We start from the raw sequence: 13,506 nt of genomic DNA on the forward strand, positions 1-13,506 counted from the left end.
CGATATGCACGTGCCCGAACCGCTCGCGCTCGCCGAACCGCGGCCTGTCGCCAACGAAATCACCGCGGTGAGCTGGAACCTGCACAAGGGCCGCTCGCCGCTCGGCTTCACCGCATGGCATGCGATGCGCAGCTGGGTGCAGGCAACGCACGCCGACGTCTATTTCCTGCAGGAAGCGATGGCGCGGCGCATGCCGCGGCCCGTGCTCGCGCCGGGCTTCGGCGCGCAGATGGAGGAGCCGGTCGACGATGTCTGGCATTGCCAGGCCACCGAGATCGCGCGCTCGCTCGACTGGCAGATCGCGCTCGGACTGAACGTCTTCAAACCGTCGTGGCGGCACGGCAACGCGATCCTGTCGCCGCATCCGCTCGATCTCGGCGGCCGCTGGGACATCTCCGCGCACCGTTTCGAGCGCCGCGGCCTGCTCGTCGCGCGCGCGACGCTGGTGGGCGCGGCAGAGCCCGTCACGCTGATGTGCGCGCACCTGGCGCTCACGCGCGCCGCGCGCCTGCGGCAGATGAACTGGATCGCGCATTGGATCGAGCGCAACGCGAACACGGGGCCGCTCGTCCTCGCGGGCGACTTCAACGACTGGCGCAACGATTCGATCCCCCTTTTCAACGAGATCGGCTTATCCGAAGTCGCGACGCTGCTCGGCGAATCGGGACGCACGTTCCCCGCATTCTCGCCCGCGCTCGCGCTCGACAAGATGTTCGTGCGCGGGCTCACGCCGCTCGAATGGCGCGCGCCGGCCGACGAGGCGGCGTGGCTGTCCGACCATCTGCCGTATGTTGCGCGGCTGCGCTTCGACTAGGCGCGCCGCTCCCCGGCGCGCGCGGGCGCGGCCGCGCGCGCCCAAAGCCTTGACGCCGTCCCGGCAATCGGACCCGCGATTCGCGCAAGCAAGGTAAAATAGCCGGTCTTCCAATCGTCAGTTATATCGAGTAGGCGCGCGCTTCGCGCCCGCCTGTCGGCCGCGGTCTGCGGATCACGCGCCGGTGCTCTCGTTTTTCGCCGTTTTCGAATCCATGAGCAAATACGACATCGCTACCGTCCTGTCCGTCCATCACTGGACCGATACGCTGTTCAGCTTCACCTGCACCCGCGATCAAGGGCTGCGGTTCAACAACGGCGAATTCACGATGGTCGGCCTCGAAGTCGACGGCAAGCCGCTCGCGCGCGCGTACAGCATCGTCAGCCCGAACTACGAGGAGCACCTCGAGTTCTTCAGCATCAAGGTGCAGAACGGCCCGCTCACGTCGCGCCTGCAGCACCTGAAGGTGGGCGACAGCGTGCTGATCGGCAAAAAGCCGACTGGCACGCTCGTTGCCGACAACCTGCTGCCCGGCAAGACGCTGTGGCTGCTGTCGACGGGCACGGGCCTCGCGCCGTTCATGTCGATCATTCGCGATCCGGATATCTACGAGCGCTTCGACAAGGTAATTCTCACGCACACCTGCCGGCTGAAAGGCGAACTCGCTTACATGGACTTCATCAAGCACGATCTGCCGGGCCACGAATACCTCGGCGACGTGATCAAGGAGAAGCTCGTTTACTACCCGACCGTCACGCGCGAGGAATTCGAGAACGAAGGCCGGATCACCGATCTGATCGCGACGGGCAAACTGTTCTCCGATCTGGGCGTCGCACCGTTCTCGCCCGAGCATGACCGCGTGATGCTGTGCGGCAGCACCGCCATGCTGCGCGACACGACCGAGCTGCTGAAGCAAGCGGGCCTGGTCGAGGGCAAGAACAGCGCCCCGGGCCATTACGTGATCGAACGCGCGTTCGTCGACTGATCTTTTTTTCGACCCACGTCAAGAACCGGAGCCTCAGTCTCCGGTTTTTTTATGTCAGCTCTTGGCAACATAGTTACAAAACGTCATATTTGTATCTCAAAATAGTTACAAGTTTGCGCGTCGTTTCAGGAAACCGCTTGTCGGTATTATTCCTACACCGGAAATGCCGGCGAGTCACGTTATCCGACTGGAAACGTCCGTCTGGCATGACCGAAGCGGTAATTTTGAGATATCATGCGCGGCGCGTGAAAACGGTCCCATGCACTGTTACAGTGCCAGACCAAATGTTACTAGTTGTAAATAATATTTCCAGGGCGCATCGCTGATTCGATCCGGTAAGGCCGCGCCGGTTGACTGGGTCGGCAGCCGTCCCATTGTGTGTCTGATTAGCTTTCTGACCGAAAGGGAGAGTCATGGATACGCCGTCTATTGCGCCGTCCCAGGCCCACGCCGCCGCGCCGTCGATCGATGCGTCGGCCGATGCCGCCTTTCCCTTCGTTTCCCGTCCCGCCAAGCATCACGCCGTGCCGGTTGCGCGCCGCCGCGCGAGCGCGCGCGGCGTCCGCACGCATGCCGAACGCGCGGCCGCGGAGCACGCCGCCGACGACGAATCCATGCGCCGCCACTTCGCCGGCGAACTGCACGACGGGCTTGGCGCCGAACTCACCGCCGCGCGCTTCGCGCTCGCAAACGTCGAGACCTGGCTGCCCGCCGATTCGCCTGACGCGTGCCGCCGCGCGCTCGCGCTCGCGCAGCAGGCGCTCGATGCAGCAACGGCGACGAACCGCCGCCTGATCGACACGCTGCGCACGCCGGCACTCGATCTCGGGCTTGCCCGCACGCTCGCCGCATGGATCGGCGCGCACGGCGAGCGCACCGGCTTGCGCACCCGCTTCGTCTGCGCCGCCGACGCACGCATCGCGCGATTGAGCGCCGACGGCGCGCTCACCGTCTTTCGCGTCGCGCAGGAAGCGCTCGCAAACGTTGCAAAGCACGCGCGCGCCTCGGCGGTCGACGTGCGCATCGACGCCGACACCACGCATCTGAGCCTCACCGTCGCCGACGACGGCACGGGCATCCCGCTCGCATGCCGGCACGGCTACGGAATCGGCAGCATGCGCGCGCGCTGCGAAGCGGCGGGCGGCACGCTCATGCTCGGCGTACCGAACACCGGCGGCACCACGCTGCGCGCGCGCTTCGCGTGGGCGGCGCTCGTTGCCGCGCCGGCCGAAAGTCCGTGGCAGGAGGCACGATGAGTCTGAACATTCTGCTCATCGACGATCACGCGATCGTCCGCCAGGGCGTGCGCCAGTTGCTGATCGACCGCGGCATCGCGCGCGACGTGGTCGAGGCGGAAAACGGCGCCGACGCGCTCGCCGCAGTCGAGAAGACCGGCTTCGACGTGATCCTCCTCGATATCTCGCTGCCCGACATCAATGGGCTCGAAGTGCTCAAGCGCCTCAAGCGCAAGCTGCCGCGCACGCCGGTGCTGATGTTTTCGATGTACCGCGAGGATCAGTATGCGGTGCGCGCGCTGAAGGCAGGCGCGGCGGGCTATCTGTCGAAGACGGCCAATGCGTCGCAGATGGTGTCGGCGATCGGCCAGGTCGCGTCGGGCCGCAAATACGTGAGCCCGGCGATGGCCGAGGCGCTTGCCGAATATGTGTCGTTCGAAAACGAGCCGCTGCCGCACGAAAAGCTGTCCGACCGCGAGTATCAGACGCTTTGCATGATCGCATCGGGCAAGCGCCTGACCGATATCGCGCATACGCTGTCGCTATCGGTGAAGACGGTCAGCGTGTACCGCACCCGGCTGCTGGAAAAGATGAAGCTGTCGAACAACGCGGAGCTGACGTTCTACGTGATGAGCAACCGGCTCGTCGACATGAATCCCGCGATCGGCGCATAGCGCACGCCTGCCGCCCATCACGCCGCACGCGCGCCGCATTGCGCCGCCATGCGCAACCGGTTGTTTTCATTGAGCGATTCATTTTCTTCCCGCAACGCGCACGCGTAACGCGATGCATCGGCAGACGCGCCGTATCCGTTAAAATGGCGGGTTTTCCACTCGTCCGGTGCCCCCGCGCGCCGCAGGCACTTTTTCCCGTAATGTCCCTCTTTCGCAAGAAAAACGTCGACCGGATGATTGCCGGCGCACAGGCAGCCGGCCTGAAAAAAGCCCTCGGCGCAGTCGACCTCACCTTCCTCGGCATCGGCGCGATCATCGGCACCGGCATTTTCGTGCTGACCGGCACGGGCGCCGTGCAGGCCGGCCCCGCACTGATGCTGTCGTTCGTGATCGCGGCGATCGCGTGCGGGCTGTCCGCGCTGTCCTATGCCGAATTCTCGTCGACGATCCCCGTCGCCGGCTCGATTTATACCTATTCGTATGCCACCCTCGGCGAACTCGCCGCGTGGATCATCGGCTGGGATCTGATGCTCGAATACGGGCTTGCCGCGTCCGCGGTGTCGGTGGGCTGGTCCGGCTATCTGCAGTCGCTGCTGCAAGGCTTCGGCCTCTCGCTGCCGACCGCGCTCACCGCCGCGCCGGGCGCGCTGCCGGGCGTCGTCACGTGGTTCAACCTGCCCGCGTTCGCCGTGATGCTCGTCATCACGACGCTGTTGTCGATCGGCATTCGTGAATCGACGCGCGTGAACAACCTGATGGTGTTCGTCAAGGTCGCGGTCGTGCTGCTCGTGATCGTGGTGGGCGCGTTCCATGTGACGCCCGCGAACTGGAAGCCGTTCATGCCGCACGGCCTGTCGGGCGTATTCGGCGCGGCAGCGGTGATGTTCTTCGCGTTCATCGGCTTCGACGCGGTGTCGTCGGCGGCCGAGGAAGTCAAGAATCCGAAGCGCGATCTGCCGATCGGCATCATCGCATCGCTCGCCGTGTGCGCGTTCCTGTACGTATCGGTCGCGGCGATCGCAACGGGCATCGTGCCGTGGTCGAACTACGCGAACGTCTCGCATCCGATCTCTTACGCGCTGCAGGTGGCGGGCCAGAAATGGGTTGCGGGCTTCATCGATCTTGGCGCGGTGGTCGGGATGCTGACCGTCATTCTCGTGATGAGCTACGGCCAGACGCGGATCGTCTATGCGATGTCGCGCGACGGCTTGCTGCCCGGCGCGTTGTCGCGCGTGCATCCGCGCTTCGCGACGCCGTTTCTCACGACCTGGCTCGTCGGCCTGTTCTTCGGCCTGATCGCCGCGCTGATCCCGCTCAACGTGCTCGCCGAATTGATCAACATCGGCACGCTCGCCGCGTTCTCGATGGTATCGGTCGCGGTGCTCGTGCTGCGCCGCACGCACCCGCACCTGCCGCGCGCGTTCCGCTGCCCGGGCGTGCCCGTCGTGCCGCTGCTCGGCGTGGCCGCGTGCCTGTTCCTGATGCTCAATCTGCAACCGACGACGTGGATTGCATTCGTCGTGTGGCTCGTGATCGGCCTGGTGGTGTACTTCGCGTACTCGCGCCGCCATTCGAAGCTCGGGCAAGGCGTGCAGACGGACTGAAACGTCAGCGCCCGCCGCCGCTTCGCGATGCCTCCGCGCGGCGGCCCCGCCGCTTCCGGCGATCGCCGGCAAACCCCTCGTTTTTCGAAACGAGGGGTTTGTTTTTTGGCATGCGCGCCGGCATCTGCACGCTTTTTCCGGACGCGCCATAATCGCGCCATCGAGCGGCCGCCTGCCGGCGGCCGCGCCATCGAAGGAACCGGATCATGGAAAGCATGGATCTCGACGTACTGCGCACGAGCGCGCGCTGGCTAGCCGACGGCCGCCGCGCGCTGCTGGTGACGGTGGTGCGGACCTGGGGCTCGTCGCCGCGCCCCGAAGGCGCGATGCTCGCGGTGCGCGACGACGGCCTCGTCGTCGGCTCGGTGTCGGGCGGCTGCATCGAGGACGATCTGATCGCGCGCGTGCAGGCATCGGGGATTGCGTCGTTCGTGCGGCCCGAGGCGATCAAGTACGGCGTGACGGCCGAGGAGGCGCACCGCTTCGGCCTGCCGTGCGGCGGCACGATCGAGCTGGTGCTCGAGCCGCTGTCGGAGGCATCCGGCATTGCGGCGCTGTGCGACGCGCTTGCGCGCGGCGGGCTTGTCACGCGCACACTCGAACTGGCCACGGGGGCGACAACGCTCGCGCCCGCGCGCGCGAGCGACGGGCTTGCATTCGACGGCGCGCGCCTCGTGACGGTGCATGGCCCGCGCTACCGGATGCTCGTGATCGGCGCAGGGCAACTGTCGCGGTATCTGTGCCAGATCGCGGTGGGGCTCGACTACCAGGTGACGGTGTGCGATCCGCGCGAAGAATACACGCACGCATGGGATGTGGCGGGCACGCAGCTCGTGCGCACGATGCCGGACGACGCGGTGCTCGACATGCGGCTCGACGCCCGCTCGGCAGTGGTCGCGCTCACGCACGATCCGAAGCTCGACGATCTGGCGCTGATGGAAGCGCTGAAAACGCCGGCGTTCTACGTAGGCGCGATCGGCTCGCGGCGCAACAGCGCGGCACGGCGCGAGCGGCTGCGGGAGTTCGATTTGAGCGCCGCGGAACTGGCGCGGCTACATGGACCGGCGGGTATCTACATCGGCAGCCGCACGCCGCCGGAGATCGCGGTGTCGATCCTTGCCGAGGTCACGGCGGCGAAGAACGGCGTGTCGCTGCCGACGATCCTGCAAGTCGAAGGGGCAAAAGCGGCACGCGAGCGCGATGCGGCCAACGGCGCGGTTTGTGGAATTTGATCGACGCGGTGCATAGGCGGGCAACGGCTATGTCCAACTGCAAACTTCGGGCAACGCGTGCCGCTTCGTTTACGCTGATTGCGTGCGTGAGGAAAATTCCGTGAGCGATCGCGCAACCCATCCGGCAAGCGCGTCCGTGGCCGGAACTTATTTGCAGGATTTTCACGGAAGTCACACCGGCTGGGAGCTGCGCCACGTATTGGCGCGCAACGCATAACCCGCCTTCATTGACGCGCCGCCCTCGCCGTCGATCCCCTCACCAGCAACTGCGGCGCGCGAGTCGTGCGCACGCGCGCGCCGCCGCGCGGCCTGTCGTCAATCCGGCCGCTCTCCTCGCGCAACTCGTTCAGCAGTTCAACCGCCAGATCCGCTGCCTCGTCGATCGGAATCGCCACGGTCGTCAACGCGGGGCGCACGTCGCTCGCCAGATGAATGTTCGTTATGCCGATGACCGACAGATCGTCCGGCACCCGTCTGCCACACTCGGCCGCCGTATGCAGCGCGCCGATCGCGGGCAGATCGTTCGTCGCGAACAGCGCGGTCAGACGCGGCTTCGCCTCGAGCAGACGATGCGCAGCGCACGCGCCGCCGTCGATCGTGTCCGGCGCGCACTCGACGGCCGCGATCGGCAGGCCGTGCTCGCGCATCGTGTCGACAAAGCCGTCGAATCGCGCGGCGTGCACGCCCGTTTGCGAGCCGCCGCCGACGATCACGCCCACCTCGCGATGCCCGAGCGCGATCAGATGCTGCGCCGCCAGCCGCCCCGCCAGCCGGAAATCGACCGCCACGCAGGGCAACGCGTGCGGCGGCGCCTCCGGGCGCTCCCACATGCACAGGACCACCGGCACGCCGCGCCGGAACACGTCGAGCAGATCCGGCAGATGCAGGTTCGCATTCGTCACGAGCATGCCTTCGGAAATCGTGCCGGCGATCTGATCGAGGTACGCCCGCCCTTGCGCCGGATTATTGTTCGTATTGCAGACGATCAGGAACTGCCCGTTGCGCCGCACGGCCTTTTCGGCCGCCAGCGCGAATTCCGGATAGAACGGGTTCGCAATGCTTGATACCATCAGCGCGACGGTTGGCGCACGCCCCTCGGCCAATGCACGGGCGGCAAGATGCGGCCGGTAGCCGAGCGCGCGGATGGCTTCCAGCACGCGCTCGCGCGTATCGGCACCCACGCGGCCGCGGCCGCGCAGCACGTTCGACACGGTGGCGGCAGTCACGCCCGCGCGCCGCGCGACTTCGCTCAATGTCGTCATTCGGCATCCTATTATTTGGGAAAACTATCCAATATTTGATTCGCGTCAGAAACTGGCCCAACATCGTCGCACATCGGGTCGCCGCAGCACGGGCAACACGCATGCGCAAATTCTGGCGCGCGCTTTTTTGAGATAAACGATTAAGCGCTTAATCATGCGCATATTAGAGCATGGAGACGGAGACAATGGCGAGCATTTCGTTGCGACGCGTGCAGAAAGCTTATGGAGACAATACGCCCGTCATTCGCGACGTCGACCTGGACATCGCCGAGCACGAATTCTGCGTATTCCTCGGGCCGTCCGGCTGCGGTAAATCGACGTTGCTGCGGATGATCGCCGGGCTCGAGGAGCCGAGCGACGGCGAGCTGTGGATCGACGGCCGGCGCGTCGACGACGTGCCCGCCGCCGAGCGCGGCGTCGCGATGGTGTTCCAGAGCTACGCGCTGTTTCCCCATATGACGGTCTACGAAAACATCGCGTTCGGCCTGAAGCTCAAGCGCATGCCGAAACCCGAGATCGACCGCAGAGTGCGCGACGCCGCACGCATCCTGCAGCTCGACGCGCTTCTCGAACGCAAGCCGAAAGCGCTATCGGGCGGCCAGCGGCAACGCGTCGCGATCGGCCGCGCGATCGTGCGCGAGCCCGGCGTGTTTCTGTTCGACGAGCCGCTGTCCAACCTCGATGCGGCGTTGCGCGTGCAAACTCGCATCGAGATCGCCCGGCTGCATCAGCAGTTCGCGAACGCGAGTGTCGTCTACGTCACGCACGACCAGACCGAAGCGATGACGCTCGCGGACAAGATCGTGCTGTTGCACGCGGGCGACGACGCCGCGCGATACGGCAGCATCGCGCAGATCGGCACGCCGCTCGAGCTTTATCACCACCCGAGCAGCCGGTTCGTCGCGGGTTTTCTCGGCTCGCCGCAAATGAACTTCCTGCCGGCCATCGTTGCCGCGCGCGATGCGCACGGCGCGGCCGTCACGCTTGCCGGCGGCGAAACGGTGACGGTGCCGTGCGACGGCCGAGCGCTGCGCCCCGGCGAAACCGTGACGCTCGGCGTGCGCCCCGAGCATCTGTCGCTCGCCGGCGAACGGCCGGCCACGCTCACGCGCACTGTCACGCTCGTCGAGCCGCTCGGCGAGCTGAGCTATGTGCATCTCGACGCGCCCGACGGCGCGCCGATCGTCGCGAAAGTGCCCGGCGATGCCCGGTTGCACGCGGGCGAGCGCGTGCGGCTTCATGCAAGCGCGCTGCATCTGTTCACCGAAAACGGCCGCGCGGTGCCCGCGTGCGCCGACGCTCACCATCATCACGTTTGAGGACTCGGCATGCGCATCGGCGTTTGTTACTACCCGGAACATTGGCCCGAATCGATGTGGGCGGACGACGCCCGCCGAATGAAAGCGCTCGGCATTGAGCAGGTGCGCATCGGCGAGTTTGCGTGGAGCCGCATCGAGCCGTCGCCGGGCGAATACGATTGGGATTGGCTCGATCGCGCGATCGACGTGCTCGGCGCGGCACAGCTCGACGTCGTGATGTGCACGCCCACCGCGACGCCGCCTAAATGGCTGATCGATCGCCATCCGGACATCCTGCCGATCGGCGCCGACGGCCGCCCGCGCGGGTTCGGCTCGCGCCGCCATTACGATTTCTCGTCGCCGGTGTATTACGACGAATCGAAACGCATCTGCACGGCGATCGCCGAGCGCTACGGTCGGCATCCGGCCGTGCGTTACTGGCAGACCGACAACGAACTGGGCTGCCACCTGACTGTGGTCAACTACTCGAGCGCGGCGCTGGCGCGCTTTCGCGAATGGCTGAAGGCGCGCTACGGCACGATCGACGCACTGAACCGCGCATGGGGCACGGTGTTCTGGAGCATGGAATACCGCAGCTTCGACGAGATCGACGCGCCAGTCGGCACGGTAACCGAAGCGCATCCGTCGCATCGTCTCGATTACCGGCGATTCGCGTCCGACGAGCTTGCGCGCTATCACCGGATGCAGGTCGACGTGATCCGCGCGCACTCGCCGGGGCGCGCCGTCACGCACAACTTCATGCAACTGTTCACCGAATTCGATCATTACCAGGTCGCACGCGATCTGGACTTCGCCGCCTGGGACAGCTATCCGCTCGGCGCGCTCGAGGAGCAATGGTTCGCGCCGCAGGTCAAGGCGCGCTGGCTGCGCACCGGGCATCCGGATTTCGCTTCGTTCAATCACGACGTCTATCGCGGGATGTCGAAGCGGCCGTTCTGGGTCATGGAGCAGCAGCCGGGCCCCGTCAACTGGGCAAGCTGGAATCCGGCGCCGCTGCCGGGAATGGTGCGGTTGTGGAGCTGGGAGGCGTTCGCGCACGGCGCGGGTTGCGTGTCGTACTTCCGCTGGCGGCAAGCGCCGTTCGCGCAGGAGCAGATGCACGCCGGCCTCAATACGCCGGACAACCAGCTTGACGCAGGCGGCCACGAAGCGGCGCAGGTCGCGCAGGAGATAGCCGCGCTGCGCGCCGCCACCGGCGGCGGCGCCGACGGCGCGGTTCGCGCGCCGGTCGCGCTGATCTACGACTACGAAGCGAAGTGGCTGTTCGACGTGCATCCGCAAGGCGCGGACTTCCACTATCCGCGCATCGCGTTCGAGTATTACTCGGCGCTGCGCTCGCTCGGCCTGGACGTCGACGTGATCCCAGCCGATGCGCCGCTCGACGGCTACCGGCTCGTCATGGTGCCGCCGCTGCCCATCGTGCCCGACGATTTCGCCGCCCGGCTCGCGGCGACGAGCGCGCACGTCGTGTTCGGGCCGCGCACCGGCTCGAAGACGCGCGATCTGCAAATCCCGCCGACGCTGCCGCCCGGCCCGCTCGCGCCGCTGATGCCGGTCCGCGTGTGGCGGGTCGAATCGCTGCGGCCGAACGTGGCCGAACGCGTGACCGGCAAGGCGCGCGACGGCTCCGCGTTCACCGGCTCTGCGCGCTGCTGGCGCGATCTCGTCGAGCTGCGCGACGAAGCGCGCGCCGACGTGCGCGCGCGCTTCGCCGACGGCCATCCGGCGTGCATCGCATCCGGCCGCCTTCAGTACTGGGCCGCGCTCTTTGACGATACGACCACCGGGCGCCTGCTCGCCGATGCGGCCGCCGAAGCAGGCCTCGCGCCCGTGCCGCTTGGCGACAGCGTGCGCATGAGCCGCCGCGGCGGGCTCACCTACGTCTTCAACTACGGCGACGCGCCCTACGCGCTCGACTCCGTCGCGCCAGGCGCGTTCGTGCTCGGCACGGCGCAGGTCGAGCCGCGCGGCGTCGCCGTTTTTCGGCACTGACATCGATATCGACGCCCGCCCCCCCGCATCCGGCCGCCGAGACGCCGCGCCGCTCATTCACACCAACGACATCGGAGACAACCCATGACCCATCGCCCCATCCGTTTCGCCGCCGGGCTCGCCGCCGCGGCCGCCGTCGCGATGACCGCGCCCGGCGCGGCGCCGCCCGCGCACGCGGGCACGCTCGCAATCAACGTCGCGTTCAAGGGGGCGAGCCAGCGTGCGGTATGGCAGGCGACGTTCGACGCATTCCACCGCGCGCACCCCGATATCGACGTGAAAGCGACGTTCGTCGACGAGGAGGCATACAAGGTCCAGCTGCCGGCGTGGCTCACGACTGTCGCGCCGGACGTCGTCAACTGGCACGCGGGCGAGCGGATGGCCTATTACGCGCGGCGCGGCCTGTTCGAGGATCTCAGCGCCGATTGGGCAAGCCACGGCTGGAACACGATGTACGCGTCCACGCGCGATGCGTCGTCGTATCGGGGCAAGCAATACGCGGCGCCCACCGTCTACTACTCGTGGGGCGTGTTCTACCGCAAGGATCTGCTGCACAAAGCCGGCGTCGCCGACGAGCCGAAGACGTGGGACGCGTTTATCGACGCGTGCAAAAAGTTGAAGGCGGCCGGCATCGCGCCGATCGCCGTCGGCGGGCGCGACGCGTGGACACTCGCCGGTTGGTTCGACTATCTGGACCTGCGCATCAACGGCAACGCATTCCATCAGCGGCTGATGGCAGGCGACGTGCCTTACACCGATGCGCGCGTGAAAAAGGTCTATACGACATGGAAATCGCTGATCGACGCCGGCTATTTCATCGACAACGCGCTGTCCTACGATCTCGACGGCGCGCAGCCATTCCTGTTTCAAGGCAAGGCGGCGATGATGCTGATGGGCACGTTCATCGCGGCGGGCTTTCCGTCCGGCATGAAGCAGCAAATCGGCTATTTCCAGTTCCCGACCATCGATCCGAAGGTGCCGGGCGCCGAGGACGGCCCCGTCGAATCGCTGCACATTCCGGCCAAGGCCAGGAACAAGGCCGACGCGCGCACGTTTCTCGCGTTCGTCGAAACGCCGGAGATCGGCGCGAAGCTTGCGCAGGGGCTCGGCTCGCTGTCGGCGAACAGCAAGTCGCCGGAGCCCGAGGACCCGATCTCGCGCATCGGCTTCCGAATCCTCGCGAACACCCAGGGCGGCGTCGCCCAGTTCTACGATCGCGACATGACGAAGGAAATGGCCGACGAAGGGATGAAGGCGATGCAACGGTTCGTCGCCGATCCGGCGCAGCTCGATACCGTGCTCGCGCAGCTCGAGCAGGTGCGCAAGCGGATCTACAACAAGTGACAGTGACGATGCGGCGGCCACGCGCCGCCGCCCCCCCGGCTCAGGAGCCCGCCGTGACCCGATCGATCGCCTCCCCGAAAACCGACGCTCATTCAGCCGCCTCACCGAGCCGGGACGCCGCCGCAACCGAGGCGCGCCCCGCCGCTTTCGGCGCCGCCGCTGCGCCCGCACGGCGGCGGCCCTCGCGCGCCGCGCGCGCGCAGCGGCGCGCGGCCTGCTTCTTTCTCGCGCCCGCTTGCGCGATGGTGGCTGTCTATGTGATCTGGCCGATCCTGTCGACGACATGGCTGAGCCTTTACAACTGGGATGGCATGACCGAGCGCACGTTCGTCGGCATCGCGAACTATGTCGAGCTGCTGCACGCGCCGACGTTCTACACCGCGCTCAAAAACAACCTGATCTGGCTCGCGCTTTTCATGCTCGCGCCGGCGGCGGGCCTCGCGTTCGCGCTGTACCTGAACCAATCGGTCGGCGGCATCCGGCTCGTGAAATCGCTGTGCTTCGCGCCGTTCGTGCTGTCCGGCGTGGTCGTCGGGCTGATCTTCTCGTGGTTCTACGATCCGACCTTCGGCCTGCTCGCGCTGATCGTCGGGCACGGCGTGCCCGTGCTCGGCGATGCGCGCTACGCGACGCTCGGCATCGTGCTCGCCGCGCTATGGCCGCAAACGGCGTATTGCATGATCCTCTACCTGACGGGCCTCACCACGCTCAACGCCGAGCAGATCGAGGCCGCGCGGATGGAGGGCGCGCGCGGTTTCACGCTGTTTTGGCACGTCGTGCTTCCGCAACTGCGGCCGACCACCTTCATGGCGATCGTGGTCACCGTGATCGGCGCGCTGCGCAGCTTCGATCTGATCTCGGTGATGACGGGCGGCGGGCCGTTCGAAAGCTCGACCGTGCTCGCGTATTACATGTACGACCAGGCGATCAAGTACTACCGCCTCGGCTATTCCGCATCGATCGCCGTCGTGCTGTTCGCGATCATGCTCGTCTATATCGTCTTCCAACTGCGCCGCATGCTGCGCAACGAACAGTGAGGTGCCGC

General features: G+C 66.6%; 11 protein-coding genes. 10 read left to right on the forward strand and 1 reads right to left on the reverse strand.

Translation table 11 applies throughout. The features are described from left to right. The first annotated feature begins 4 nt into the window (after positions 1 to 4). The 6 genes from AQ611_RS00725 (at position 5) to AQ611_RS00755 (ending at position 6,544) form a co-directional block, all read left to right on the forward strand. A complete protein-coding gene (locus AQ611_RS00725; protein WP_059517338.1) occupies positions 5 to 814 on the forward strand; it encodes an endonuclease/exonuclease/phosphatase family protein in 810 nt (269 codons plus the stop codon). Between the two features lie 214 nt (positions 815 to 1,028). Beyond that, positions 1,029 to 1,799, forward strand: coding sequence for a ferredoxin--NADP reductase (locus tag AQ611_RS00730; protein WP_059517954.1), 771 nt, complete (start codon positions 1,029 to 1,031; stop codon positions 1,797 to 1,799). Positions 1,800 to 2,212: 413 nt separating this feature from the next. After that, entirely contained in the window at positions 2,213 to 3,055 is an 843-nt protein-coding gene (locus AQ611_RS00735) for a sensor histidine kinase (RefSeq protein WP_069233481.1), read from the forward strand. Continuing rightward, complete coding sequence (gene rqpR, locus AQ611_RS00740) at positions 3,052 to 3,708, forward strand: response regulator transcription factor RqpR (RefSeq protein WP_059517334.1); 657 nt, start codon at positions 3,052 to 3,054, stop codon at positions 3,706 to 3,708. The genes AQ611_RS00735 and rqpR overlap by 4 nt, the downstream gene beginning before the upstream one ends. A gap of 200 nt (positions 3,709 to 3,908) precedes the next feature. Beyond that, positions 3,909 to 5,312, forward strand: coding sequence for a branched-chain amino acid transporter BcaP (gene bcaP, locus AQ611_RS00745; protein ID WP_059517332.1), 1,404 nt, complete (start codon positions 3,909 to 3,911; stop codon positions 5,310 to 5,312). 206 nt (positions 5,313 to 5,518) lie between these two features. Beyond that, complete coding sequence (locus tag AQ611_RS00755; RefSeq protein ID WP_069233483.1) at positions 5,519 to 6,544, forward strand: XdhC family protein; 1,026 nt, start codon at positions 5,519 to 5,521, stop codon at positions 6,542 to 6,544. Between the two features lie 224 nt (positions 6,545 to 6,768). Here the strand turns inward: AQ611_RS00755 and AQ611_RS00760 are convergent, their stop codons facing one another. Continuing rightward, on the reverse strand, positions 6,769 to 7,806 hold the full coding sequence (locus tag AQ611_RS00760; RefSeq protein ID WP_069233484.1) for a LacI family DNA-binding transcriptional regulator: 1,038 nt from the start codon (positions 7,804 to 7,806) through the stop codon (positions 6,769 to 6,771). 185 nt (positions 7,807 to 7,991) lie between these two features. Here AQ611_RS00760 and AQ611_RS00765 point away from each other — a divergent pair, with 185 nt between their 5' ends. From AQ611_RS00765 to AQ611_RS00780, 4 genes are all read left to right on the forward strand, one after another. Continuing rightward, complete coding sequence (locus AQ611_RS00765; protein ID WP_059517324.1) at positions 7,992 to 9,125, forward strand: ABC transporter ATP-binding protein; 1,134 nt, start codon at positions 7,992 to 7,994, stop codon at positions 9,123 to 9,125. A 9-nt stretch (positions 9,126 to 9,134) separates the two neighbouring features. Continuing rightward, complete coding sequence (locus AQ611_RS00770; RefSeq protein WP_069233485.1) at positions 9,135 to 11,117, forward strand: beta-galactosidase; 1,983 nt, start codon at positions 9,135 to 9,137, stop codon at positions 11,115 to 11,117. An 84-nt stretch (positions 11,118 to 11,201) separates the two neighbouring features. Beyond that, positions 11,202 to 12,461: an ABC transporter substrate-binding protein gene (locus tag AQ611_RS00775; RefSeq protein ID WP_069233486.1), complete on the forward strand. Its 1,260-nt coding sequence runs from the start codon at positions 11,202 to 11,204 to the stop codon at positions 12,459 to 12,461. 53 nt (positions 12,462 to 12,514) lie between these two features. Further along, positions 12,515 to 13,498, forward strand: a complete 984-nt coding sequence (locus tag AQ611_RS00780) for a carbohydrate ABC transporter permease (RefSeq protein ID WP_374755099.1) — start codon at positions 12,515 to 12,517, stop codon at positions 13,496 to 13,498. Positions 13,499 to 13,506: the final 8 nt, after the last annotated feature.

Origin of the sequence: Burkholderia singularis, from assembly GCF_001718875.1 — a bacterium.
GTDB lineage: Bacteria > Pseudomonadota > Gammaproteobacteria > Burkholderiales > Burkholderiaceae > Burkholderia > Burkholderia singularis.